The organism is Acrocarpospora phusangensis, from assembly GCF_016862995.1.
GTDB classification, from domain to species: Bacteria; Actinomycetota; Actinomycetes; order Streptosporangiales; family Streptosporangiaceae; genus Acrocarpospora; species Acrocarpospora phusangensis.
In genome coordinates, this window is the sequence record NZ_BOOA01000104.1 from 1 (window position 1) to 24,215 (window position 24,215).

The 24,215-nt window shown below is 69.4% G+C and carries 19 protein-coding genes and 1 pseudogene; 9 read left to right on the forward strand and 11 right to left on the reverse strand.

Going from position 1 to position 24,215, the window contains the following annotated elements; all coding sequences use genetic code 11:
- A partial coding sequence (locus Aph01nite_RS36275) for an FGGY-family carbohydrate kinase (RefSeq protein ID WP_275419341.1) occupies positions 1–347 on the forward strand: 347 nt, incomplete at its 5' end.
- Between the two features lie 85 nt (positions 348–432).
- On the opposite strand, the gene iolD is transcribed toward Aph01nite_RS36275, so the two are convergent.
- The 7 genes from iolD to Aph01nite_RS36310 all read right to left on the reverse strand — a co-directional run bounded on the left by iolD (position 433) and on the right by Aph01nite_RS36310 (position 7,716).
- Positions 433–2,235 carry a 3D-(3,5/4)-trihydroxycyclohexane-1,2-dione acylhydrolase (decyclizing) gene (gene iolD / locus Aph01nite_RS36280; RefSeq protein ID WP_204045598.1) on the reverse strand — a complete coding sequence of 601 codons (1,803 nt, stop codon included), beginning with the start codon at positions 2,233–2,235 and terminating at the stop codon, positions 433–435.
- Complete coding sequence (gene iolB / locus Aph01nite_RS36285) at positions 2,232–3,044, reverse strand: 5-deoxy-glucuronate isomerase (RefSeq protein ID WP_204045599.1); 813 nt, start codon at positions 3,042–3,044, stop codon at positions 2,232–2,234. Before iolB ends, iolD begins: the two co-directional genes overlap by 4 nt.
- Positions 3,041–3,922, reverse strand: coding sequence for a Cgl0159 family (beta/alpha)8-fold protein (locus Aph01nite_RS36290; RefSeq protein WP_204045600.1), 882 nt, complete (start codon positions 3,920–3,922; stop codon positions 3,041–3,043). Before Aph01nite_RS36290 ends, iolB begins: the two co-directional genes overlap by 4 nt.
- Entirely contained in the window at positions 3,915–4,889 is a 975-nt protein-coding gene (gene iolC / locus Aph01nite_RS36295) for a 5-dehydro-2-deoxygluconokinase (RefSeq protein WP_204045601.1), read from the reverse strand. The genes Aph01nite_RS36290 and iolC overlap by 8 nt, the downstream gene beginning before the upstream one ends.
- 196 nt (positions 4,890–5,085) lie before the next feature.
- Positions 5,086–5,922, reverse strand: coding sequence for a sugar phosphate isomerase/epimerase family protein (locus Aph01nite_RS36300; RefSeq protein WP_204045602.1), 837 nt, complete (start codon positions 5,920–5,922; stop codon positions 5,086–5,088).
- A 105-nt stretch (positions 5,923–6,027) separates the two neighbouring features.
- Positions 6,028–6,999, reverse strand: coding sequence for a Gfo/Idh/MocA family protein (locus Aph01nite_RS36305; RefSeq protein WP_204045603.1), 972 nt, complete (start codon positions 6,997–6,999; stop codon positions 6,028–6,030).
- 84 nt (positions 7,000–7,083) lie between these two features.
- Entirely contained in the window at positions 7,084–7,716 is a 633-nt protein-coding gene (locus tag Aph01nite_RS36310) for an HAD family hydrolase (RefSeq protein ID WP_204045604.1), read from the reverse strand.
- A gap of 389 nt (positions 7,717–8,105) precedes the next feature.
- Here Aph01nite_RS36310 and Aph01nite_RS36315 point away from each other — a divergent pair, with 389 nt between their 5' ends.
- Positions 8,106–8,885 carry a hypothetical protein gene (locus Aph01nite_RS36315; protein ID WP_204045605.1) on the forward strand — a complete coding sequence of 260 codons (780 nt, stop codon included), beginning with the start codon at positions 8,106–8,108 and terminating at the stop codon, positions 8,883–8,885.
- A gap of 376 nt (positions 8,886–9,261) precedes the next feature.
- Here the strand turns inward: Aph01nite_RS36315 and Aph01nite_RS36320 are convergent, their stop codons facing one another.
- Positions 9,262–11,523 carry a terpene synthase family protein gene (locus Aph01nite_RS36320; protein WP_204045606.1) on the reverse strand — a complete coding sequence of 754 codons (2,262 nt, stop codon included), beginning with the start codon at positions 11,521–11,523 and terminating at the stop codon, positions 9,262–9,264.
- Between the two features lie 241 nt (positions 11,524–11,764).
- Between Aph01nite_RS36320 and Aph01nite_RS36325 the strand changes: the two genes are divergently transcribed.
- Together Aph01nite_RS36325 and Aph01nite_RS36330 are read left to right on the forward strand one after the other, a co-directional pair.
- Positions 11,765–12,328: a TIGR03086 family metal-binding protein gene (locus tag Aph01nite_RS36325; protein ID WP_204045607.1), complete on the forward strand. Its 564-nt coding sequence runs from the start codon at positions 11,765–11,767 to the stop codon at positions 12,326–12,328.
- 19 nt (positions 12,329–12,347) lie between these two features.
- On the forward strand, positions 12,348–13,364 hold the full coding sequence (locus Aph01nite_RS36330) for a hypothetical protein (RefSeq protein WP_204045608.1): 1,017 nt from the start codon (positions 12,348–12,350) through the stop codon (positions 13,362–13,364).
- Here the strand turns inward: Aph01nite_RS36330 and Aph01nite_RS36335 are convergent.
- Positions 13,351–15,513, reverse strand: a complete 2,163-nt coding sequence (locus Aph01nite_RS36335) for an RICIN domain-containing protein (protein ID WP_204045609.1) — start codon at positions 15,511–15,513, stop codon at positions 13,351–13,353. The two genes, Aph01nite_RS36330 and Aph01nite_RS36335, sit on opposite strands and share 14 nt — an antisense overlap.
- Positions 15,514–15,525: 12 nt before the next feature.
- On the reverse strand, positions 15,526–16,899 hold the full coding sequence (locus tag Aph01nite_RS36340; protein WP_204045610.1) for a chitinase: 1,374 nt from the start codon (positions 16,897–16,899) through the stop codon (positions 15,526–15,528).
- 255 nt (positions 16,900–17,154) lie between these two features.
- On the opposite strand from Aph01nite_RS36340, the gene Aph01nite_RS41860 reads away from it, so the two are divergent.
- The 4 genes and pseudogenes from Aph01nite_RS41860 to Aph01nite_RS36365 form a co-directional block, all read left to right on the forward strand.
- Complete coding sequence (locus tag Aph01nite_RS41860; protein WP_239162250.1) at positions 17,155–18,999, forward strand: ABC transporter ATP-binding protein; 1,845 nt, start codon at positions 17,155–17,157, stop codon at positions 18,997–18,999.
- A complete protein-coding gene (locus tag Aph01nite_RS36355) occupies positions 18,996–20,888 on the forward strand; it encodes an ABC transporter ATP-binding protein (protein WP_204045611.1) in 1,893 nt (630 codons plus the stop codon). The genes Aph01nite_RS41860 and Aph01nite_RS36355 overlap by 4 nt, the downstream gene beginning before the upstream one ends.
- A 27-nt stretch (positions 20,889–20,915) precedes the next feature.
- Positions 20,916–21,992: an iron-siderophore ABC transporter substrate-binding protein gene (locus Aph01nite_RS36360; protein WP_204045612.1), complete on the forward strand. Its 1,077-nt coding sequence runs from the start codon at positions 20,916–20,918 to the stop codon at positions 21,990–21,992.
- 257 nt (positions 21,993–22,249) lie between these two features.
- Positions 22,250–22,843: pseudogene (locus tag Aph01nite_RS36365) on the forward strand (TIGR03619 family F420-dependent LLM class oxidoreductase); the annotation flags it as partial.
- A gap of 70 nt (positions 22,844–22,913) precedes the next feature.
- Here Aph01nite_RS36365 and Aph01nite_RS36370 read toward each other — a convergent pair.
- Positions 22,914–23,360: a VOC family protein gene (locus Aph01nite_RS36370; protein WP_204045614.1), complete on the reverse strand. Its 447-nt coding sequence runs from the start codon at positions 23,358–23,360 to the stop codon at positions 22,914–22,916.
- A 121-nt stretch (positions 23,361–23,481) separates the two neighbouring features.
- Between Aph01nite_RS36370 and Aph01nite_RS36375 the strand changes: the two genes are divergently transcribed.
- On the forward strand, positions 23,482–24,215 hold a 734-nt coding region (locus tag Aph01nite_RS36375), incomplete at its 3' end, for a phosphotransferase enzyme family protein (protein ID WP_204045615.1).

The following is a 24,215-nucleotide window of genomic DNA, read 5'->3' on the forward strand; positions in this document are numbered from 1 at the left end:
CGGCGCTTGTCAGGTGTGTGCTGGAGAGCCTGGCGCTCGGGCACCGCATGGCCGTACGCCGGGCGGCCGAACTGTCCGGCAGGCGGGTGGAGGTGATCCACCTGGTCGGCGGCGGCAGCAGGAACACCCTGCTGTGCCAGCTGACCGCCGACGCGTGCGGGCTCCCCGTGGTGGCGGGCCCGACCGAGGCCACAGCGCTCGGCAACGTCCTGGTACAGGCGCGGGCGGCGGGCGAGATCGGCGGACTGGCGGAAATGCGAGCACTGGTGGCATCGACGCAGGAATTGACGTACTACGAGCCCCGGGGCGGCGACTGGGCCGAAGCCGAAGCCCGGATCCGGGGGTAGGCGGCCGTTCCGGCCAAGAACCTCGGGCGAGGCCGGATCCAGAGGTGAAACCGCGGACCTCGACCCGAATGGGCGAGGCCGGGGCTCACAAGTAGAGGCGCTGGTCGCGTTTGGCTTGTTCGTAGTGGGTTCTGGCGTCGCGGGCTTCGGGGTTGTCGGCAACCTCGGCGACCGGGACGTCCCACCAGGCGCTGGCTTCGGTGCCGGGGCCGGGTTCCGGGCGTACGTAGACGACGGTCGTCCGTGCCGACTCTCTGGCCTTGGCCAGGGCGGCGACCAGGTCGTCGCGGTCTCCGGCGCGTAGCACGTCCGCGCCGAGGCTGGCGGCGTTGGCGGCGAGGTCCACCGGCAGCGGCTCCCCGTCCAGCCCGCCGGAGGGCCCGCGCAGCCGGTACGAGGTGCCCAGCCGCCGTGCCCCCACCGCCTCGGAGAGCCCGCCGATGGAGGCGAAGCCGCCGTTGTCCACCAGGACGATCACGAGTTTGACCGCCTCCTGCACTGCGGTGGCGATCTCCTGCGCCATCATCAGGTACGACCCGTCCCCCACCAGCACGAACACCTCGCGCTCCGGCGCGGCCAGCTTCACGCCGAGGCCGCCGGCGATCTCGTAGCCCATGCACGAGTAGCCGTACTCGACGTGGTAGGAGTGCGGTCCGGCCGCCCGCCACTGCCGGTGCAGGTCGCCCGGCATGGAGCCGGCCGCGTTGACGACGACGCCGTCCTCCCCCGCCGCGTCGTTCACCGCGTCCAGTACGGCGGCCTGCGTGAAGCCGCTCGGGACGACGTACGCGGGCTTCTCGAAGGTCCACGAGGCGCGCCAGCCGTCCGGGCGGAGCGCGCGGAGCGCCTCGCGGGCGTCGGCCACGAGCATCGTGCCCGCGTGTTTGGCGGCGTCGAAGGCGGCCACGTTCACGTTCAGGAATCTCGCCCGGCCGAACAGGGTGCGGGAGGCGGTGGTGAAGTCGCTGTAGCGGGTGCCGATGCCGATGACCAGGTCGGCCTCGCGGGCGAGCTTGTTGGCGGCGGCCGTACCGGTGTGACCGATGGCGCCGGCGTTCCACGGGTGGTCGTGGCGCAGGGACCCTTTGCCGGCCTGGGTTTCGGCGACCGGCACGCCGTACCGTTCGGCGAAATCGGCGAGGTCGGAGCTCGCGCCGCTGTAGATGACGCCGCCGCCGGCCACGATGAGCGGCCGGCGCGAGTCCTTGAGCAGGGTGAGCGCGCGCTCCAGCGCGGCCGGTTCCGGCACCGGGCGGGCGACGTGCCAGACCCGCCGCGCGAACAGTTCCTCCGGCCAGTCGTACGCCTCCGCCTGCACGTCCTGCGGCAGCGCCAGCGTGACCGCGCCCGTCTCGGCCGGGTCGGTGAGCACCCGCATCGCCGCCAGGAGCGCCGACGGCAGTTGCTCCGGACGGTTGATCCGGTCGAAGAACCGGGAGACCGGGCGCAGCGCGTCGTTGACGGTCACGTCGTACGACCGGGGGTCCTCCAGCTCCTGGAGCACCGGGTTGGCGACCCGGGTGGCGAAGACGTCGCCGGGCAGCAGCAGCACCGGGATGCGGTTGATCGTCGCCAGGGCCGCGCCGGTGACCAGGTTGGTCGCGCCGGGCCCGATCGAGGTCGTGCACGCGAACGTGGACATGCGGTCCAGGGCGCGCGCGTACCCGACCGCCGTGTGCACCATGGCCTGCTCGTTCCTGGCCAGATAGTACGGCAGCGCGTCCCCCAGCCCCGCCCCGCGCTCGGCCAGCGCCTGCCCGATCCCGGCCACGTTCCCGTGCCCGAAGATGCCGAACACGCCCGCGATCAACCGGTGTTCCACGCCGTCCCGCTCGGACCACTGGTTCGCCAGGAACCGTACGAGCGCCTGCGCCACGGTGAGTCTCATCGAGCCGCCTCCGTCATCGGGACCCGCGGGTCCACCGCCTGACCGGCCCACGACTCGCGGATCCAGGCGTGCCGCGGATCGTCGCAGAACGCCATGGACCGCTCGTCGGCGGGACCGGCGAGCACGTTCAGGTAGTACAGGTCGTACCCGGGCGCGGCCATCGAAGGCCCGTGGTATCCCCTCGGGACGAGTACGACATCGCCCGCGGACACTTCGGCCAGCACCTCGTGGGACCCGTAGACGCGCTGGTAGCCGGGGCCGCCCTCGAAGTAGTAGATCTCCTCAAGCACGGCTTCCCCTTCGTGCTGTTCGTCGTGCTTGTGCGGCGGGTAGGACGACCAGTTGCCCTCCGGCGTCAGCACTTCCACGGCCATCAGCCGGTCGCAGTCGAAGACGCCGGGAGCGCAGAAGTTGTTGATCTGGCGGCTGGCCTGGCCGGCTCCCCGGACTTCGACGGGGACGTCGGCGGCGGGGCCGTACCGGATGGGGAGACGGCGGGAGGCCCGCGCGGAGGGCAGCGCCACGCGGCCGCTGCCGGTGATCGTGACGCTGGTGCCAATGGGCAGGTAGAGGAAGTCGCTCACCGCCGTGAACACCGACTCCCGGCCGTGCAGCGTGAAAGTGCGGCCGTCCGCGACCACGTCGAACGACCCCGAAAGCGGGAGCACCAGCATCTCCTCGCCGCCGGTCTCGAATGCGACCGGGTTGTCGGCGACGCGCAGGCCGGAGTAGGTCCAGCCCGCCGATGCCGGGGTGATCTCCACCGCCCATTGGTCCGCGGTGGCCGTACCGAACGGGATGTGGGTCATGACTCCTCCAGCAGGCCCACCGCCGTGTCGACCGCGGCCGCCACGTCGTCGCCGGGCGGATAGAGCAGGGCGCGCCCGGCCACCAGGCCGCGTACGGGCGGCAGCCGCAGGGCCTTCGCCCAGGCCGCGTACACCTCGTCGGGCGCGTGCGCCGGGTCGCCGCCGAGCAGCAGCGTCGGCAGCGTGGTCGCCGCCATGATCTGCTCCATCCGGGGCACGACCGGCACCTTCAGCCAGGTCCGCGCGGACGTCGCGCCGAGGGCCTGGGCTACGGAGATCGCCCGGATCATCCCTTCCGGGGACAGATCGTGCCGCACGACGCCGTCCACCACTTGCGACCAGAACGGCTCCACCATCGCCATCAAGCCGCGTTCGGCCAGTTCTGTGACCGCCTGTGCGCAGTTGGCCAGTGTGTCGGCGGTCGCGCGGTCCTCGGCGCCGATCCGGCAGAGCATCTTCCCGCCGTCGAAACCCATCCGCGCGATCGCCTCGGCCGTGTACGCGGTGAACCGGTCGTCGAACTCGAACACGCTTCCCTGCAATCCGCCCCGGTTCATGGAGCCGATGACGATCTTGTCGTCCAGCAGGCCGAGCAGCAGCAGGTCCTCGATCACGTCGGGCGTGCCGAGCACCCCGTCCACGCCGGGTCTCGACAGCGCGGTCGCGACCCGATTCAGCAGGTCCGCCCGATTGGCCATCGCCATGGGCCGGCCTGTGACCCCGATCATGCCCCGGGCCGGATGGTCGGCGGCAATAATCAGCAACTGCCGGCCGGACGCCCACAAACTCCTCCGCCGCCGGGCGGACGCCGCAGCCGCCACGCGCTCGGGCTGCCAGGCCCGCCGATCGAGCAGGTCCCGGTAGTCCTGATCACGCATGCCCGCTCTCCCCAACCCCAGCCTCTCCTTGGGCGGCCTTTCCAAGGGCGGCCTCGATCTCCGCGATGGTCGGCATGGCCGGCGCGCACGCGAGCCGGCCAGCGACGATGGATCCGGCCGCGTTCGCGTACCTGAGGGTTCTGGCGAGGGGCCAACCGGAGAGCAGGCCGTGGCAGAGCGCGCCGCCGAACGCGTCCCCCGCCCCGAGCCCGTTCACGACCTCGACCGGAACCGGCGGCACCTCAACCGTCTCCTTTTCGGTCATCCCCAGCACCCCACCCCCGCCCTGCTTGACCACCGCGACCTCAACCCCCGCCGCCAGCAGCGCCTCCCCCGCCCGGTACGGCTCCCGCGTCCCGGTCGCCACCTCGACCTCGTCGAGATTGCCGACGGCAACGGTCACATGCCGGAGCGCCTCCCGCACGCGTTCCCGGGCCACGTCGGGGCTCACCCAGAACATGGGCCGGTAGTCAAGGTCGAGAACAGTGTGCACCCGGCGGCCTCGGGCTTCCCACGCGGCGAAATGAGCTTCCAGGGACGGCTCCTGAGACAGACCAGTCACGGTCGCCCAGAACAACCCAGCCGACGCGATCTCGGCCAAGTCCAGTTCGTGCGGATAAATCTCCAGATCGGGGGCCTTGGGATAGCGGTAGAAGTAGAGGGGGAAATGGTCAGGCGGATAGATCTCGCAAAACGTCACAGGCGTCGGCAAGTGCGGCACTGGGCTGACGTGGCGATCGTCCACGCCATACGCGCGAAGCGCATCATGCACGAACTCGCCAAACGGATCGGCCCCGGTCCTCGTAATCACCGCACTCGCACGCCCCAGACGAGCAGCGGCCACCGCCACGTTGGTAGGGCTCCCGCCCAAATACTTCCCAAAGGTCTCGACTTCGCGCAGAGACACGCCCACCTGAAGCGGGTAAACGTCCACGCCACTACGTCCCATGGTCAGCACGTCGATCATGGCTCGCTCCCCCAGCCAGACAAGGTGGCGGAAACGGGCAAGGTGATGTCTGAAGCGGACCGATTCTCGATCACCGCGAGGCCTTGAGGCGGCCGAAGCTCACACGGGCGTTGATGATCAGGCCGGGTCGCGAGCGTCGCAAGCCTTTGAGGTGGGCGGGGCTCGCTCGGATGTCGGTGGCCGGGACAACTCTTGGTCACGGCAGGCCTCTTAGGTAGGTGAGGCTGGCGTGGACGTTGGTGATTGGGCCGGTGCCGGGGGGTGGGGTGGTGGTGAGGATGACGTCTTGTTCCATGACGTACCAGCCGTCGTAGGAGGCTTTGGTGAGGCTGGAGATGATGCCGGAGATGTCGATGTCGCCTTGGCCGAGAGGGCGGTATATGCCGAGTTTTACGGCTTCGGTGTAGGAGAGGGTGCCGGACTGGACTTGGGCGGCGAGGGTGGAGTCGACGTCTTTGAGGTGGGCGTGGGTGATTCGGCCGGGGTCGCGGAGGGCGAGGTCGAGGGGATCGGTTCCGCCGATGAGGAGGTGGCCGGTGTCGAGGCAGAGGCCGATTCCGGAGCCGTCGAGTACGCGACGGACTTCGGCGGCCGTTTCCACCATTGTGCCGACGTGGGGGTGGAGGGCGACTTTGACGCCGGTGCGTGGCAGTTCGGCGGCGATGCGGTCGAGGTTGCCGAGCAGGGTGCGCCAGCCTCCGGCGTCGAGGGTCGGCCGCGTGTCGTAGCCGTCCTGGCCGGTGACGGCGGCGAGGACGACGACCATGTCGTCCGCGAACGTCTGGGTCAGTTCCCGGAGACCGGGAAGCGGATCATGATCTGACTGGTGCAGCACCAAGGGGACGAATCCGCCTATAGCCCGCATTTCGTGATTTCTCAGGATCTCGGCGGAGAGGTAGCCGTCGGGGCCGAGTTCGGTGGCGGTCAGGCCCAGTTCGCGCATCTCGCCCAAGACCCGGTCGGGGTCAAGCTGGTGGCCCCAGCCGGGGACCTCACAGACTCCCCAGGAGATCGGCGCGCCTGCGACCCTCATACGGTCACCCCTCCCATGCGCATCGCCCCCGACCTCACCCGGAACGGACCGGACCGCGCCACCTCGGTCATCTCGTGGAGTCTCACGCAGTTACCTCATCGAGTCTCATGCGGTCACCTCGTCGAGCCGTACCGGACGGGCCTCGGCGCGGGACAAATCGGCCGCTTCGGCGATGTAGAGAGCGGCCAGCGCGTCCTCCACCGAACAGGGCGTTTCGCCCTCCTCCCGTACAGCCGCGAGGAAGGCTGCCAACTCCGCCCGATACGCGGCCTCGAACCTGCTCTGGAACCCCGGCCACGGATCCTCCGGCGGCTGCAGACCCTCCATGCTGGTCAGCGGCACCCGGCGATCGAGGCCGACCGCCCGGGTTGCGACGGTTCCGGCGAGTTCCATCCGGACGTCGTACCCGCCGCCGTTGTAGCGGGAACCCTGGAGGGTGGCGAGGGTGCCGTCCGTCAGGGTGAGGACGGCGGCGCTGTTGTCGACGTCGCCGTACTCGGCGAAGAAGGCGGCGCCGCGGTTGGAACCGGTCGCGTAAACGGTCTCGACCTCGCGCCCGGTGACCCAGCGCAGTGCGTCGAAGTCGTGGATGTGGCAGTCCCGGAAGATGCCGCCGGACTTGGCGATGTACTCGGCCGGCGGCGGAGCCGGATCACCGGTGATCATGTGGACACGATCCAGCCGGCCCAGCTCACCGTTCCGCAGCGCCTCCCGCGCCGACCGGTAACCGGCGTCGAACCGCCGCTGGAAGCCGATGTGCACGAGCACCCCGCTGCGCTGCACGGCCTCCTGGACCTTGAGCGTCTCCGGCACGTCCGGCGCGGCCGGCTTCTCGCAGAAGGCGGGCACGCCCCGGGCGCACGCCTCGATCAGCAGTTCCGCATGCGTCCCCGTCGGGGTGGCGATCACCACCGCGTCCGCGTCGAACGGATCCCCCGTCCCGGCTCCGATCGCCGCCGCCGTACGGCCGGCCAGGTCGCCGTCCTCGTCATGGACGACCAGGTCCTCGACGAGCCCGGTCAGGGTGGCGGCATGAAACGCCCCGATCCGGCCGAGACCCAGCAATCCCACTCGCATGGCGAAAACTCCTTGTCCGGGGCTTTCAGTTCTAGTTCACGCCCCGGAAAGGAGTCAACAATTTGTCATGACATAAGGACGTATTTACCCCAGGCTGCCGAGTCCTGGCCGCTCGGCTTCGCGCAGCAGCCGGGTCAGGTCCTGGTCGAGGATCACGGCGTCCGCGAAGACCAGCGCGCGCATGCCGACCGCCTCGGCGGCGGCCACGTTCGGCGGCCGGTCATCGATGAAGACGCACTCCCCGGGATCGGCACCGAGGGTGGCCAGGACCGCCGTGTAGATCTCGGGGCTCGGTTTGGAGATGGCCAGCCTGCTGCTGAAGAAGCGGTGGTCCAGGTCGGCCATCCAGGGCACGTCCTCCAGCGCGTCGGCCAGCTCGTGCGGCGCGTTGGACAGCAGGGCCACGCCCAGACCCTGCTTCTTGAGGCGGGCGATCAACTCGACGGTGGCCGGGTCGGGGGTCAGCCAGCTGGTGATGTCGAGCCGGATCAGCTCACTGGCGACCTCGGCGGTGAAGTCGGTCTCCAGGGTCTTCGACACGGCCGACCAGAAGTCCCCCGCGGTCGTCAGGCCACGGTCGTAGGGGTCCCGATGATCCCAGTAGGCCGCCCAGAAACGATCGGACTCGGCCCCGGTGAGGGCCACCATGCCGTCACGCGCCTCCTCCGGCTGGTGCCGCCCTATTACGCCGGCGAAATCAAAGATAATCCATCGCATAGGGTGGCAAGTATGACTGGCGCGACGGCTCCACGTCCAGTTGAAATCCGGAAAATACCCTCGGTTGAGTACGGCACCATGGCCCGTTAACATGGGCGATCGCCAATGTCGACTCGGGGGTTGTGGTGCGCGAGTTTTGCGACGCGGAGGAATTCCGGCGTGTTCGCCAAATTATGTCGGAAAATTCATCTGACCTCATCAGAGCATCCCTTGCGGCACCCCGGGCGGACCCGACCATTCCGTTGTTCACGCGGCCCGGATGGATTCCGGCGGCACCGATTCCCCTGGCGGATGTGCGGCTGGAATGGCGTGACAGCGTGGCCGATGATCGCGCCGAAGAGGCGCGCACCTGGTTGACCCGTTATTGGCCGGGATCGACTTATTCAGAAATGGTACGGGACCTGGAGCGGCCGGCACATTTCTTCAACGGCCTGTCCTACCGGCTGGTCGAGGCCGGACCAACGCTGGCGTTCACGGCCACCCGCTACTGGGACCAGTTCGACACCGGCGAAGCACTGCTGTTCGAAGCCGCCAGGCAGTGGCGGCACTCGGGCACGATCGACGGGCCCTACCGGCGCTGGCTGGGCGACCCCTTCGACCTCACCCGGCGATACACGATCCCCGGCGTCTGCGTCCTGACCATCCGCAACGGCGAAACGCCCCAGTTCCCCTTGATGAAACGGCGCCGAGTGGCCGTCGCCGCCGGCACCACCCACGTCGTCCCCGCAGGCGACTTCCAGCCCTCCCAGGACAACCACCCCCACCCGGAACGGGAACTCCACCTCCGGCACACCATGATCCGCGAGTACGCCGAGGAACTCCTGGGCGCACACGAGGACCGCACCACCCCGGTGGACGTCACCCGGGACGAGCCCTACGCAGCGATCAACCAAGCGTTCACCTCAGGCGCCGCCTCAGCCTGGTACCTGGGAATCGGGCTGTACCCCCTCACCTGGAAACCGGAAATCCTCATCGCCTGCGTCTTCGACGCCCCCACCTACGACACTCTCTTCGGCAACGGACCCTCAACCGGCGACGAGGGCGACCTCCTGACCGGCCTCCCCTTCGAGGAGGAGACCGTCCGCCACTACGCCACCGCGGACACGATGCTCCCAGCGGGACGAGCATGCCTCACCCTCGCCTGGGAACACCGCAAACTAATCACCTAACCCCACCCCAAAAGCCGGGATACCTGTCACATCTCGACCACACCCGAAGCCGGGTACCTTCACGCTCTGAACGCCCGACCCCACCACATCCAAAACCAGGCGCCCTCACACTCCAAAACCACACCCGAGACGGGACACCTATCGCGCTGCTGAGCAACTGGCCATCGCAGCCCAAGCCGGATGTCTTTCGCATTTCGACCATCCGGCAGCCACTGGGCTTGATTCGGTTTGACGGACACCTTGGTCAGGGGTTCGTCCCCGGAAAGGTGTCCATGATGGAGACGATGGGCAAGAAGAGACGTCCACGCCGCTCCTTCACCCGGGAACCCATCCGAAGCCCGCGCAGATGGCCGCTTGGTCCGCCCGGGCTTCGACCTCAGCCGGGGGTTCTGACGGGGAGATGGGCGCGCAGGGCCGAGGTGCCCAGGCCGGTGGGGCGGTGGCTGGGGACGGGGAGGCGGGCGGGTGTGGGGCGGGTGGTGTGGCGGCGTTCGAGTTCGGTCTGGGTGTAGCGGTCGCAGCGGAGGTGCCATTCGAGGATGCCCGACATCCACTCCTTGAGGTCGTCGGCCCGCTGGATGAGGGCGGCCCTGGCCTCGGGTGTCAGGTCGGGGCGCGAGTCGAGCAGGGCGGGGAGTTCGTGGTCGGCGAGGTACTCGAACTGCCGCATGCGGGCGTTCATCAGGTCGGCCACGACGTCCCGGGCTGCATGCCGGTCCACGTCGAGGAAGTGCTCCACGACCAGGACCAGGTTGTGCGCCTCGCCCTCGTACTCGATCTCCTTCTGGTAGGAGAACAGGTCGTTGGTGAAGGCGCCGTAGTCCATGGCGGCCGTCTCCAGCTCGCGCAGGGTCCTGGTCTGGTGGATGTCCTGGGGGACCACGTCCATGCTCGTCGTCCTGGCGAGAGCGCTGGTCAGCTCGGAGCCGAAGGTGCTGCGGCGCATCTCGACGTAGTCGATCGGATCCGGGATGCGGTTCTGGGCCTGGTTGGCCAGCTCCCACTCCCACGCGGCCAGCGTCTTCTCGACGGCTTCGCGGAACAGCAGCCGGCTCTCGCGGTTCATCGGCCCGGCCGTACGCCGCCAGAGGTCGTGGAGTCCGCGTTCGAGCGCGCCCACAGGGTCGGGAGCCGGAGAGTCGTCGATCGGCATGAACTGGGTGAGGCGCTCGTTGCAGAACCGGGCTCCGGCCAGGTCGCGGACGGCCCCGAACACGACCGGGTAGTAGTCGTCGGCGTAGGTGCCCCAGGCCAGCCAGTCAGTGGACACGTCGAGTTGCTCGGGCGTCGCGTCCGCGTGGATCATCGCGGCGCAGTGCGCGAAGTCGAAGCCGAGGAATCGCCGCTCGTCCCAGAGCCCGCCGATCTCCACTCCCGGCGCCGAGTCGAAGAACCCCATCTCCCTCGCCCAGGCGACCCCGTGCCGCCGCGCGTCCTCCAGATGCGGGCTGGTCCTGACCCGGTACGGCATGTGGAGATCAGGCAGCGGCAGATGCCCGACCACCCGGAACGGCACATGCGAGTACTGCCTGACACGCCCCCGCAGACCCAGCCGCCCCGGCGTCAGCGGCTGCCCCACCAACTGCCGCAGCCCATCGGTGCCCAACCCGGTCGGACCGGGCAGCACGCCGGCCGGCGTCTCCGAGACCACGCCCTCGTTCATGTACCGGCTCGACCGTGCGTGCCACTCATGACCACCCGACTGCCAGTCCTGCAGACCCTTCACATACGCGGCGACGGCGACCTGCTCGTCCGGCATGATCCCGTGCCGCACCAGCAGCCCCGGCACCTCGGTGAGCGCGGTGTTCTCGAACTGCTGCAGACGCGAGGTGAGCAGGTCGTTGACGAGTTCGGCGGCCTCCTGCGTGGAGCAGCCGAAGAACTTCTCGAAGACCAGCACGGCGTTGGAGTTCTCCCCCTCCTCCTGGACCTCGCGCTGGTAGGAGAACAGATCGTTGCGCAGGTGCACGGCGTCGGAGAAGGTGTCGGTCAGCACGGTGATCGGCCGTTCCGCGGCCAGCACGGCGGGGATCTCGGCCGCCACGTACTCCACCAGGTTGGCCGACCACGGCGCGCCGCCGACGCGGCGGCGCATCTGCACGTATTCGATGGGGTTGGCGATCCGGCCGCGGTCGATGTTCTCCAGCTCCCACATCGACTCGACCATCAGGTTGTGGGTGCTGACCACGAACCGCCGCCGCCAGTCGCCGGACATGGCCGGGACGGTCCGCGCCCAGAGGTCCTTCAGCCCCGCCTCCGCCGGGTTGCTCACCTCGGGCGGATCGTCGGACATGAACAGCTCCAGCCGGTCCAGGTACGCCCGCGCCCCCACCAGATCACGGGAGTGCTTGAACTCCTCCAGGAAGTGGTCGTCGAAGAAGAACACCCACACGTACCAGTCGGTGATCAGGTCGAGGGTGGGCCCGTCGCAGTCCGGATGCGTGTATCCGCACATGAGCGCGTAGTCCATCCTGGCCAGGGCCGGCTCGTCCCAGACCAGCCCGCCGCCGGGCTTGGCCGCGTCCAGCATGCCCATCTCCCTGGCCCAGGCCATGCTGTGCTCCCGGGAACGTTCCATATGCGGGTTGAGCCTGGCCGGATACGGCATGTAGAAGTCGGGCAGATTGAACGCCTGCATCGTTTCGGCCCCCCAGTCTGACCCCGGGACGACCGGCCCCGGGTTGCGTCTACTCGCCGTGACGACCCTTACACTCAACGTGTGTTCGCGCAACAGCAGGACCCCATCCCCCAGGCCACAAGCGTGTACCAGCACCCCACGGGCCCCAGCCGCCCTCGGACCCGGCACCGATCCCCATTATTTGCTGACATATGAGCTTCCAGTGGACGTTTTCGCAGGTGGGGGTCGCAAGGCTGGAGGTATGGACACGCTAGAACTACACGAGCGTGCGATGCGGGAGTTCGCCGATCGGGTCCACGCCGTGGGCGAGGACCAGTGGCGCGGGAGCACCCCGTGCTCGGCCTGGGACGTGCGCATGCTCGTCAACCACATGGTCGCCGAGAACCTCTGGACCGCGCCCATGATGGCGGGGCGCACGATCGCCGACGTGGGGTCCGCCTTCGAGGGCGACCTGCTCGGCGCCGACCCGGTCAAGGCGTTCGAGACCTCCGCCGAGCAGGCCGTCCTGGCCGTGCACGAGCCCGGCGCGCTGGACCGGACCGTGCACCTGTCGTACGGCGACGCGTCCGGCTCGGAGTACGCGAAGCAGCTCTCCGCCGACCTCCTCATCCACAGCTGGGACCTGGCCAGGGCCACCGGCGGCGACGAACAGCTGGACCCGGAGCTCGTGGCCACCTGCGCGTCCTGGTTCGCGGGCGAGGAGGACGCGTACCGGGCCGCCGGAATGATCGCCCCCAAGGTGGACGTCCCGGCGGACGCCGACCCGCAGACCCGCCTGCTCGCGGCCTTCGGCCGGGCCGCCTGAGACCCGCGAACGAGTCGTCATGGGCGAAGTCGCGGGGTCGATCGAGGAGCTGGTCAAGGACGCCACTTTCCGGGGGCCGATGAACCCGGGCTCCATGTCCAGGTCCAACTTCGAGCGCGTAGTGATCGACGGGGGCCACTACGTGCTCAAGTACCTGTCCTGGGACCTGGACTGGGTCACGCGGGTGACCGCCGACATCAGCTGCCGGGTGCTCACCCTGTGGCGCACGGGCGTCCTCGACCGGCTCCCCGGCCGCCTCGACCACACGATCGTCGGCGTGGCCCGCGAGGGCGAGGTGACCGCCCTCCTGATGCGGGACGTCTCCGGCCACCTGGTGCCGACCGGCGACGACCCCATTCCGCTCGCGCAGCACACGAGGTTCCTCGATCACATGGCCGCGCTGCACGCGACCTTCCTGGGCATCCCGGAGGAGGACCAGCTGGGCCTGCTGTCGCCGGAGTCCCGCTGCCGGGCGCTCTCCCCCGGCACCGCGCGCCGGGACGCCGAAGCCGGCAACCGCGACCCGGGATGCCGCGCGATCCCGGTCGGCTGGCGGGCCCTCGACGAGGCCGCCCCGGAAGCGGCCGGATACGCGTGCGCGCTGGCCGCCGACCCCGCTCCGCTCGCCGACGCCCTCGCGGACACCCCCGCCACGCTGGTGCACGGCGACTGGAAGGCCAGCCATCTCGGCTCGCACCCGGACGGCCGTACGATCCTGCTGGACTGGGCGTGGCCGGGAAGGGACGCTCCCTGCGTCGATCTCGCCCGCTATCTGGCCGTGAACTGGGACCGGCTGCCCGAAGCCAAGGAGGCGGCGATCGAGCGGTTCCGAAGCGCCTTGGAATCGCACGGCGTACGGACGAGGGAGTGGTGGGAACGCCAGCTGAACCTAGCGCTTTTGGATGGTTTTGTGCAGCTTGGCTGGTCGAAAAGCGGGGACGAACTGGGGTGGTGGGTGGAGCGCACCCTGCCCGCCGCCCGAGAGTTGCTCGGACGGCGGGCAGGGTGGGATCAGGCCCCGGTCAGGGGTAGTTGACCAGGTTCGCGACGTTGGTGGATGAGTTCGAGGGTCCACCGGTCGTGTTGATGATGTTCCGGATCGTCCCGACTCCGCCGAGCGACACGGTCACCATGTTGTGGAAGCGCACCCCGGGCGTGTTCGGCACCTCGAAGGCGCGGGCCGCGACGACGCCCGGATTGACGTTGAAGTAGCAGTAGCTCCCCAGACCCCACGCCTCGTGCGTGGTGACCGAGTTGGCCACCTTGTACGCGGCGTAACCCTGCGTGCTCCCGTTCATCCAGGCGGCCTGGTTCGGCGGGTCGTAGGGCATCTCGTTCTGGTAGAAGTACGTCCGCCCGCCGTTCCCGTTCCACACCGTCTGGTACTGCTGGTAGTGCTCGACGAACAGGCCGTACATCGTGACGTCGTTGCCGTTCACGGTCAGCCCGTTCGCCGCCGTGTTGGAGTTCCATCCGATGCCGCTGCCGTGGTCGCCGCGCCAGATCCAGGTGTGGTCGCCGATCACGTTGTGGCTGTTGACGACCAGGCTCTGGGTGGCCCTGCCCACCGCCGCGCCGCCGACCCGGAAGTAGACGTCGTGCAGCGAGGTCGGGTTGGCGGCGTGCGAGGCCGTGGAACCGGCCGGTCCGACCTGCATGAGCATCGCCGAGTTGACCGTGCCCGCGTCGAACAGGATGCCGGCCACCTTGACCCCGTCCACGTCGGCGACGGTCATCGCGGTGACGCCGTTGTCGGGGATGAACGTGGCCAGGCCGAGCCCGAGCACGACCGTGTTGGCCCGGGTCACCCTGATCGTGTCGTTGAGGTGGTAGACGCCCGGCGTGACCAGCAGGTCCCGGCCCTGGGCGAGGGCCGCGTTGATGTCGCCGGCGGTGTGCCCCGGCTTGACCACGAAGAACTGGCTGATCGGCAGCGAGGTGCCGGCGGGGTTGCCGCCACTCCAGCTGGTGCCGGTCGAGTTGGTGCGCAGCGACGGGACGAACACCTGGTAGGCGCCGGCCTGGTCGATGTAGAGGAAGGGCTTCTCCCGGACCACCGGCGTGGTGGCCACCCGCGTGTAGGGCGGGCTGGGGAAGTTGCCGCTCGGCGCGTTGGTGGCGCCCACGAACACCATGTTCCAGTTGGAGCCCGTCCAGCTGCCCATCTCGGTGTTGCGCGTCAGCCACTGCTGCTGCGAGCCCGACCGCACCTGGCCGTCGATCTTGGTGTCCGCGAACAGGCCGCCGCTCGACCAGCCGCCGTCGTCCAGCTGCAGGTTCCCGCGCAGGTGCATCCGCCGGTACGGCGCCGCCTGCGACACCGCCCACCGGTCATTGCCTCCCGGCGGGTTGACCGACAGGTTCTCCACCCCGCGCCAGAAGTTCTGCGTGGCGTTGCCCTGGAACCAGTCCGCCTCGGCGTGCACCGGCCCGTTGATCGTGACGTTGTCCGGCGACAGGCCCAGCCCGAGCACCTGCGTGTAGAAGCCGACGTTCACGTCCACGTTGTACGTGCCCGGTCGGAACAGCAGCGCGAACCGGTTGCCGCCGAACTGGTTGGTCTGCTGCTGGCTGAACACGGTGTTCAACCGGCTCTGGATGGTGGCCGCGGACATCGACGGGTCGAAGATGCTCACGTTCGGCCCGAGGTCCGGGTTGGGACCGGGCGGGGGCGTACCGCCGCCGAAGCTGAAGGACTGGGCGGCCGTGCCGTTGCACGTGTACTGCTGGAACTGCACGCTGTCTCCCGTGGCCGCGCCCGGCATGTCGAGACATTTGCCGCTGTGCCGGTTGACGAAGTGGTAGAAGCCGCCCGGCTCCTCCACCGCGAGCCACTGCTGGTTGTTGCCCCCGCCGTACGCCCAGAGCTGGATGGGCGCGCTGTCGGCGGTGGAGACGTTCGTGACGTCCCAGGTCTGGGCGGCGTTCAGCGCGCTGTTGACGCGGAAGTAGCCGCCGCTGGTGGCCTGGAACTGCCAGGACTGCGCGGCCGTGCCGTTGCACGAGTACTGCTGGACCGCGGTCCCGTTGGCGGAGGCCGCCGCGCGGGCGTCCACACACTTGCCGCTGCCCCGGTTCACCACCGTGGTGGAACCGGTCGGCGGGGCCGCCTGCGCCGGGCTGGACAGCCCGATCAGCGACCCCGCGACCAGCACCAGGGCGGCCAGGGCGCTCCTGATGGACATTCGTGGCTCCCGTTAGAAACCGGCTGTGATGCGAGTGAAGTCCCAGTTCGCCTGGGGGGTACCGCTACAGGTGTCGTTGAGACCGCCGGAGCAGGGACGGTCCCGGTTGACCGACCAGAACGCGAACCGGCTCAGCCCCTTGGAGCGGGCCCAGTCCCGGATCTGCGTCCAGGTCCCGGTCGTGGTGATCTCGCCCTGGTCGGAGCTGCCGTTCATGCCCGAGATGCCCATCCGCGCGTACGCCTGCGCGTCGGTCCAGCCCCAGGCCGCCTTGAGCGCGTTCTTCAGGCCCTCGGAGGCGTTGACGGTGGCCTGGTACATGTTGCCGTGGCCGCCGAAGTTGAACGGCATGATCGTGTAGTTGTCGATCGGCACGTTCAGCGCCCGGGCCTGGTTGATCAGCCGGATGCCGTCGCCGGTCGGGCCGTTGAGGCCGGTGCCGATGGTGACCGCGATCTTCACGTTCGGGTTGTTCTGCTTGACGATCTTCAGGCCGTTGAGGATGCGGTCCTGGACGGTGTAGTTGGAGAACTCGTCGGTGTTCTCGATGTCGAAGTCGACCACGGCCGGGCCGACGGCGTTGATGACCTGCTGCACCGCGCCGGCGTACGCGGCGGGGGTGGAGCAGTTGGGGCCGAGCTTGTTGCCCGACCAGCCGCCGAAGGAGACCTGCACGCTGCCGCCGGCCGCCTTGATGGCGTTGATCGTGGACTGGTCGGTGCCGCCGGTCAGCGGCCTGCTGCCGTCCCAGCGCGGCACGCAGCCGCCGCCGGACAGGATGAACGCCATGGTGAAGGAACGCACGCCGGTCTGGCTCATGACCGTGGCGGCGTTGGGCGGGCTGCCCCAGCCCATGTAGAGGTACGGCGCGCCCGGCATCTTGCCCGGCGGGGGCGGCGGCGGGGGCGGGGTGGTGCCGGTGGGCAGCGTCCAGCGCTGGTTGGCGCTGGCGAAGCAGTCCCAGATCTGCAGCGGGGTGCCGTCGGCGGAGCTCGGGCCGGTGGCGTCCAGGCACTTGCCGAGCGCGCGGAGCGTGCCGTCGGCCTGGGCGGTCCAGGTCTGGGCGGCGGTGCCGTTGCAGTCCCAGATCTGCACCTTGGTGCCGTTGGCGCTGCTGGCGGCGTTCACGTCCAGGCACTTGCCGAGGGCGCGGATGGTGCCGTCGGTGCCGGTCGTCCAGGACTGGGCGGTGGTTCCGTTGCAGGTGTAGAGCTGGACCTGGGTGCCGTTGGCCGGGTTGGCGCCGGCGACGTCCACGCATTTGCCGCCGTATCCGGTGATCTGACCGGTGGCCGCCGACGCGGGTGTGACACCGGTCGCGACGAGGGCGAGCGCGACGGCTCCGGCCGCGAGAGCTCGCGCTAATCGGGGGCGCTGAAAGGGCATGTTCGACTCTCCCGGTTGTTCCACTTCTTAAATTTAACCCGGATATAACAGCCCTCAGCCTGGTACTGTCAATAGGAAAGTTTCCTAATGAATGTGGAGATCTTGGCCGGTCGGAGCGGGTGCTTCGGCGTCTTCAGGGAGCAAGGAGCAGGCGCGAGCACGCCCGCGTACCCATCGGAGGGGATGCCCTGGTTAGGTAAAACTAAGTTAGTGTAGCCTTACCTAAAATGAGTCGGGCGATCCGGAGGATTTTGGGTGGGTGGGGGTCGGGATGTCCTGTGGCGTACGGTCCGCGGGCAGCGCCGTGACGTACTCGTCGGATCGCTGCTGGGGGCCTGCCACCAGGCCGGCGAGGTGGCGGTTCCCGTCCTCATCGGAGTCGTCATCGACGAAGCCGTCGGGCCGGGCGACCTGACCGCGCTGCTGACCTGGCTCGCCGTGCTCGCCGCCGTCTACGTCGCCCTCTCCATGAGTTTCCGGTACGGCGCCCGCGCCGGCGAACGTGCCGCGGAACAGGCCGGCCACGAACTCCGGCTGCAGATCGTACGGCGGGTGCTCGATCCGCGCGGCGGAGCCGAGCACGGCCGGTTACCCGGAGCGCTGGCCACCATCGCGACCGAGGACGCCAAACGTGTCGGCGCCGTGAACATGGCCGCCATGATGGGCATCGGCGCCCTCGCCGGCGTCCTGGTCGGCGCGGTCGTGCTGCTGCGCATCTCGCTGCCGCTCGGCCTGCTGGTCCTGCTCGGCACTCCCCTGCTGCTGTTCGCCGGGCATCTGCTGAGCAAACCGCTGGAACGCCGCAGCGAGGCCGAGCAGGAGCGGGCCGCGCACGCGTCCGGCGTCGCCGCCGACCTGGTGTCCGGGTTGCGCGTCCTCAAGGGCATCGGCGCCGAGGTCCCGGCGGTGGACCGGTACCGGCGCACCAGCCGGGAGTCGCTGGCGGCCACGCTGCGGGCGGCCCGCGCCGAGGCCTGGCAGTACGGGATGGTCCTCGCCCTGACCGGCGGTTTCATCGCGATCGTGGCCCTCATCGGCGGCCGCCTCGCCCTCCAGGGCGACATCACCCTGGGCCAGCTCGTCTCCGCGGTCGGCCTCGCCCTGTTCCTGCTCGGGCCTCTCGAAGTCTTCTCCTGGGTCAACGCGGAACTGGCCCAGGGCCGCGCCTCCGCGACCCGGATCGCCGACGTCCTCAACGCTCCGACAGCCATCGTGGCCGGAACCGGCAGCGATGGACTGTTCGAAGCGGACACGCCCCCACATCCTGACCCTCGAAGCGTTCGGGCGGACAGGTCCTCACATCCGAACGGTGGACCCCCTGAAGCGGACGCGGCCCCAGGTCCACACGGCGATGGCCGCTCGGCGATGGCGGGTGTCGGCAGCGACCGAGCGCATCTGGGATCTTTCCCCCGTCCGGTGCGCGGTGAGCTGCGGCTGCGGAGTGTGCGTTGTGACGGGCTGGCGCTCGACCTGCACGTGTCCCCCGGTGAGGTTCTGGGTGTGGTGGCGACGGATCCGGCATATGCCACCGTTCTGGTGCGATGCCTCGGACGGCACGTGGATCCGGAAGCCGGGGTCATCGAACTCGACGGTGTGCCGTTCACCGACGTGGATCCCGCGGAGCTGAGGACGCGGATTCTGGTGGCCGAGCACGACGCCGACCTGTTCGAAGGGACTTTGCGGGGCAATGTGGCCGCTTCCGAGCCCATGCTGGACCGCGTCCTGGTCGCGGCGGGTGTCGACGAGGTCGCGCGCGGGCTTCCGCTCGGGGTGGACACGCCGCTGATCGAACGCGGGCGGTCGTTGTCGGGCGGGCAGCGGCAGCGGGTCGCGCTCGCCCGGGCGCTCGCCGCCGACCGGCAGGTGCTCGTCCTGCACGATCCGACCACGGCGGTCGACACCGTGACCGAAGCGCGGATCGCGGACGGACTGCGGGAGATCCGGCAGGGCCGTACCACGATCGTGGTGACCACGAGTCCCGCGCTGCTGGCGGTCACCGACCGGGTGGTGCTCCTGAACGACGGCCGCGTCGCCGACGCGGCTCCGCACGCCGAGCTGGTACGGCGGAACACGGTCTACCGCGCGGCGGTGCTCTCATGACCCGCGAACCTCTGGACTCCGGCTCGCCGGAGCGTGAACTGCTGCCGACGGCGACGCCCGCGCGTACCCGGGCGGCCGTGCTGGAACTCTTGCGGCCGCATCGTGGTCTGGCCGTCGGCGGATTCGCCGTCATGGTCGGCGCCACCGCGATCGGGCTGCTCACCCAGCCGTTGCTCGGTCACATCGTGGACCTGGTCGCGTCGCGGAGCGCGGTGGACTCGCTGACCGTGCCGGTGGTGCTGCTTGTGATCGTCGCCGTCGTCCAGGGCGGGGCGACCGGGCTCGGGCTGTCGCTGATCGCCCGGCTCGGCGAGACCGCGCTGGCCCGGCTGCGGGAACGATTCGTCGGGCGGGCGCTGCGGCTGCCGCTGGAGCAGGTGGAGAAGGCCGGCTCCGGCGACCTCACGGCCCGGGTCACCGCCGACGTCTCGCAGGTCGCCGAGGCCATGCGGACCGCCCTGCCGGAGCTGGCCCGATCCGTGCTCGTGATCGTGCTCACCATGGTCGCGCTGGCCGTCGTGGACTGGCGGTTCCTGCTGGCCGCGCTGCTGGCGGTGCCCATCCAGGCGTATACGGCGCGGTGGTATGTGCGCAACGCCGTACCCCTCTATGCGCGGCAGCGTGTCGCGGGCGGCGCCCAGCAGCAGCAGTTGCTGGAGAGCATCGGCGGCGCGGCGACCGTGCGCGCGTTCCGGATGGAGGACGAGCACGTCACGCGCGTCACCGAGCGTTCCCGGCGCGCCGTCGACCTGACCATGCGCGGCGTCTGGCTGGTGCTGCGCTTCTACAGCCGCCTCCACGTGGCCGAGTACCTCGGCCTGGCCGCCGTCCTCGTCGCCGGCTTCCTCATGGTCCGCGGCGGCCTGACCTCCATCGGTACGGCCACCGCCGCCGCCCTCTACTTCCACGGCCTGTTCGGCCCGGTCAACACCGCCCTCGTGCTGATCGACGACGCCCAGTCCGCGGCGGCGAGCCTGGCGCGCCTCGTCGGCGTCATCGACCAGCCCGAACCCGCCCCGCGCACGGCAGAAGTCACGGCTTCCCCGGAGGAGGCTGTCGCGGTGGCGGGGCTGGCTCACGCGTACGAGCCGGGGCGGCCGGTCCTGCACGGCATCGATCTCTCGATCGGCCAGGGCGAACGGGTGGCGCTGGTCGGCGCGAGCGGGGCCGGGAAGACGACGCTGGCCCGGCTGATCGCGGGCGTGCACGTTCCCGCCGAAGGCTCGGTACGGCTCGGCGCAGGAGAACGGGTGGCGATGATCACCCAGGACGTGCACGTGTTCGCCGGATCCCTCGCCGACGACCTGCGCCTGGCCCGGCCGGACGCGACCGACGAGGACGTGCGCGACGCGCTCAGCCGGGTCGACGCGCTGACCTGGGCCGAGACGCTGCCCGAAGGGCTGGACACGATCGTCGGCGAAGGCGGGCACCGGCTCACCGCCACCCAGGTGCAGCAGGTCGCGCTGGCCCGGCTGATCCTCACCGGCGCGCCGATCGCGGTGCTGGACGAAGCCACCGCGGAAGCGGGCAGCGCCGGAGCGCGGGTCCTCGAAAAGGCCATCGACCAGGCCATCGAAGGCCGGACGGCGCTGATCGTCGCCCACCGCCTCAGCCAGGCGGTCACCACGGACCGCGTCGTCGTCATGGACGACGGCCGAATCGTGCAGACCGGCCACCACACCGACCTGCACACCGCCGACGGACCCTACGCCACCCTCTGGAAAACCTGGACCGGTCACCGCCCCACCGACTCCCCTACGGCTTGCGATACGGATCCCGCTGAAGCTCACGGCCCGGCGGATCCACTCTTGTTGCCGAGATCGGCGGGTTCTCCAGAACCGTCCGATCCCTCGGCTGTCTCTGAATCACCTGATCGTCGCGATAACTGACGAATCCCAACCTGTGAAGGACCCCTCATGTTTCGCTCCCTGAAGGGTGGACGGCCCGCGAGCGTGGTCGCCGCCGCCCTGTTGTTCCTCGCCACCGCGTGCGGTTCCGGCCAGGAATCCGCGAACCCCGCGCCGTCCGCGCCCGCGGCGTCCGCCCCGGCCGAGTCCGCGCCGGCGAACGTCTTCCCCGTGACGATCGAGCACAAGTACGGCACCACGACCATCCCCGCCGCCCCCACCCGGGTGTTCACCGTCGGCCTGACCGACCAGGACTCCGTACTGGCGCTCGGCATCGTCCCGGTGGGGACCACCGACTGGTTCGGCGGCTTCCCCGGCGCGATCGGCCCGTGGGCGAAGGACAAGCTGGGCGGCGCGCCCGTACCGACCCTGCTCACCGACACGGGCACCGGCCCGCAGGTCGAGAAGATCGCCGCCCTCAAGCCCGACCTGATCCTCGCCCTGTACGCCGGCCTCACCAAGGAGCAGTACGACACGCTGTCCAAGTTCGCCCCGGTCGTCGCCCAGCCGAAGGAGTTCAACGACTACGGCATCCCGTGGCAGGACCAGACCCTGATGACCGGCAAGGCGCTCGGCAAGGAGGCCGAGGCGAAGGCGCTGGTCGAGGGCGTCGAGGCGAAGTTCGCCACCGCCAAGCAGGAACACCCCGAATTCGCCGGCGCCACCGCCGTGGTCGCGACCCCGTACGAGGGCTTCTTCGTCTACGGCAGCCAGGACGCGCGGTCCCGGACGCTGGCTTCCCTGGGCTTCTCGATGCCGTCCGACCTGGACGAGGTGATCGGCAACACGTTCGGCACGAGCATCAGCCGTGAGCGGGCCGACCTGCTCGACCAGAAGGTGACGGTCTGGACGGTTCCCGACCTGGTGAAGGACGTCGAAGCCCTGCACAAGGACAAGCTCTACGCCGACATGAAGGTGGTGTCCGAGGGTCGCGAGGTGTTCGTGGGCGAATCCAGCGACTACGGCGTGGCATTTTCTTTCGTGACCGTTTTGAGCCTGCCGTACGTGATCGACCGTCTGGTCCCGCAGCTGACGGCAGCGGTGGACGGCGACCCGGCGACCAAGGTGGAACAGCCGACCTCCTAACCTCCACTCACGCGATCCGATCCCATACGGGACTTATGGATCCCATAAGCCAGGGCCAGGTCTTGTGACCTGGCCCTTTTCGTTCCCTGTACGGGACGAGCCAGCTGCTTCGGCACCGGTGCGGGTAGGTCCTGTGCCGCAGGTCCGGTATCGGGCCTCGCCCGCCGAAGGGCCCCGTCGAGATCGACGCCTCGTGACGCGCCGTCGGCGAGACGCTCGTCAGATCATGACGTGGCCCTGTTCGCTGCGCCGCACTTCACACACCCATCCAGTTGGCGAAGGCGCTGGCCACGATCGACCAGATCAGCGGCGGCCGCATGATCGCAGGTCTGGGCACCGGCTGGTCCACCGACGAACTCCAGGCCACCGGGGCCACCCGGGCGGATCGCGGCCGCTTCCTCGACGAGACGCTGGACGTCTTCGATGCCGTGTGGGGACCGGACCCGGTGACCTTCCGGGGTCCTCGCGTGATCATCGACAACGCGTCGGTCCTGCCCAAGCCCGTTTCGAAAATCCCCGTGATGCTGGGCGGTGGTGCCAGTCCCAAGGCCGTACAGCGTATTGCCAAACGCGCAGACGGCTGGCTGCCGATGCTCACCACACCCGGGCCGGCCGGAGCCGCGGAACTGCGCGCAAGCTGGGACCGTATCCGGGAAATGGCTTCCGGGTACGGCCGGGACACGAGCCGGATGGAGATGGTCGTGGTGGGAAACGTCACCTTCACCGACCGTCCGGCAGGACCTGCCCGATCGGCGTTCGCCGGCACTCTCGACCAGATCATGGACGACGTCCACACGGCTGCGGAGGCGGGCGCAGACGAGCTCATCGTGGATCTGAATCTGGATGCTTGAGACGGCGGTGGAGTTCCGCGAGCGGGCCGAAGCCTCATGACCGATGCCGCCGGATTCGGGGGTCAGTGCGTCACCAGTCTGTTTGGCTCTGCCCCGGTCGTAACGTGCCGAAGGTCCACTCGTAGCCCTCGATGTCAAGGACCCGGCAGCGGTACTGTCCCCACTCCGTGCCCGCGGGCTTCCACACCACGGTCGCGCCCGCCTGGACGGCGGAGTCGTAGAACGTGTCGACCGCCGCCTCGGTGGCCACGCTGATATAGGTCCCGTGCCCGACCGTCTCTCCCTTGAGGCGAGGGTGTTCGTAGTCTCCGTCGTCGCTGAAGACCGTGATCGCGACCTCGTCGAGACGCAGTTCGGCGTGCTGGATCCCACCTTTGTCGTCGGGGACTTCGAAGGTGGTGGTGAAGCCGAAGGCACGTTCGAGCCAGCGCAGGGCGGTGGGGGCGTCGCGGTAGCTGAAGTAGGCGTGCAGGACGGCGGCGCGCCCAGAAGGATCTGACATCGGGGTATCGGTCATGCGTTCCAGGGTGGCGCCAGGAGCGGTCAGTTTCTGTCCTAGGTGATGCTCATGAGCGAAAGATCGCGGCCATTCGAGCCATGCCCGCAGCGATGTTCGGAGTCCCCGTAAGATCTGGCGAATGGGATGGGAGGCGCTCAGGCGGTGGGGTGAGGACGTCGCTCGTATCGAACCGCTCTCCGGCGGAGTCGCCAACGATGTGTGGAGTGTGCGCGTCAACGGGCGCCTGGCGGTCGGTCGTCTCGGTGCCAGGAGCGACGCTGATCTCGCGTGGGAGACCGAACTCCTCCAATACCTCGACCGTGAAGGTCTGACCGTGCCGGTGCCGATCCCGACACCAGACCGCCGACTGTTCGTCGACGGTCTGGTGGTGATGACCTACGTGGATGGCGGACCGCCCGAGTCGCAGGCCGACTGGCGTCGCGTCGCCGGCACGCTCCGCCAACTGCATCGGTTGACGCAGGGCTGGCCGCAGCGCCCGGGCTGGCGATCCTCGACCGACCTCCTGCACGCCGAGACCGGGACGAGGATCGACCTCGGCGCGATGCCCCCTGAAAGCGTTGCTCGATGCCGGGCAGCGTGGGCGCGGCTCGCCGGACGTCAGACATGCGTCGTCCATGGCGACTCCAACAACCTTGGAAACGTGCGTATGACCGCGGATCGGGTCGCGCTGATCGATTGGGATGAGTCGCACGTCGACGTCCCCGACCTCGACCTGGTGCTGCCCGACAACGCCGCCGGGCTCGACGACGGCGCGTACGACATCGCCGCGCAAGCGTCGGCCGCGTGGGAGGCCGCCGTCTGCTGGGACGACGAGTATGCGGTCAAGCGACTCGCCGAAGTCCGAGCGGTCTG

Bases quoted from the DNA above. Each gene is read 5' to 3' on its own strand.
- iolD (WP_204045598.1), bottom strand. From the start codon at position 2,235: ATGAGACTCACCGTGGCGCAGGCGCTCGTACGGTTCCTGGCGAACCAG.
- iolB (WP_204045599.1), bottom strand. From the start codon at position 3,044: ATGACCCACATCCCGTTCGGTACGGCCACCGCGGACCAATGGGCGGTG.
- Aph01nite_RS36290 (WP_204045600.1), bottom strand. From the start codon at position 3,922: ATGCGTGATCAGGACTACCGGGACCTGCTCGATCGGCGGGCCTGGCAG.
- iolC (WP_204045601.1), bottom strand. From the start codon at position 4,889: ATGATCGACGTGCTGACCATGGGACGTAGTGGCGTGGACGTTTACCCG.
- Aph01nite_RS36300 (WP_204045602.1), bottom strand. From the start codon at position 5,922: ATGAGGGTCGCAGGCGCGCCGATCTCCTGGGGAGTCTGTGAGGTCCCC.
- Aph01nite_RS36305 (WP_204045603.1), bottom strand. From the start codon at position 6,999: ATGCGAGTGGGATTGCTGGGTCTCGGCCGGATCGGGGCGTTTCATGCC.
- Aph01nite_RS36310 (WP_204045604.1), bottom strand. From the start codon at position 7,716: ATGCGATGGATTATCTTTGATTTCGCCGGCGTAATAGGGCGGCACCAG.
- Aph01nite_RS36315 (WP_204045605.1), top strand. From the start codon at position 8,106: ATGGTACGGGACCTGGAGCGGCCGGCACATTTCTTCAACGGCCTGTCC.
- Aph01nite_RS36320 (WP_204045606.1), bottom strand. From the start codon at position 11,523: ATGCAGGCGTTCAATCTGCCCGACTTCTACATGCCGTATCCGGCCAGG.
- Aph01nite_RS36325 (WP_204045607.1), top strand. From the start codon at position 11,765: ATGGACACGCTAGAACTACACGAGCGTGCGATGCGGGAGTTCGCCGAT.
- Aph01nite_RS36330 (WP_204045608.1), top strand. From the start codon at position 12,348: ATGGGCGAAGTCGCGGGGTCGATCGAGGAGCTGGTCAAGGACGCCACT.
- Aph01nite_RS36335 (WP_204045609.1), bottom strand. From the start codon at position 15,513: ATGTCCATCAGGAGCGCCCTGGCCGCCCTGGTGCTGGTCGCGGGGTCG.
- Aph01nite_RS36340 (WP_204045610.1), bottom strand. From the start codon at position 16,899: ATGCCCTTTCAGCGCCCCCGATTAGCGCGAGCTCTCGCGGCCGGAGCC.
- Aph01nite_RS36355 (WP_204045611.1), top strand. From the start codon at position 18,996: ATGACCCGCGAACCTCTGGACTCCGGCTCGCCGGAGCGTGAACTGCTG.
- Aph01nite_RS36360 (WP_204045612.1), top strand. From the start codon at position 20,916: ATGTTTCGCTCCCTGAAGGGTGGACGGCCCGCGAGCGTGGTCGCCGCC.
- Aph01nite_RS36370 (WP_204045614.1), bottom strand. From the start codon at position 23,360: ATGACCGATACCCCGATGTCAGATCCTTCTGGGCGCGCCGCCGTCCTG.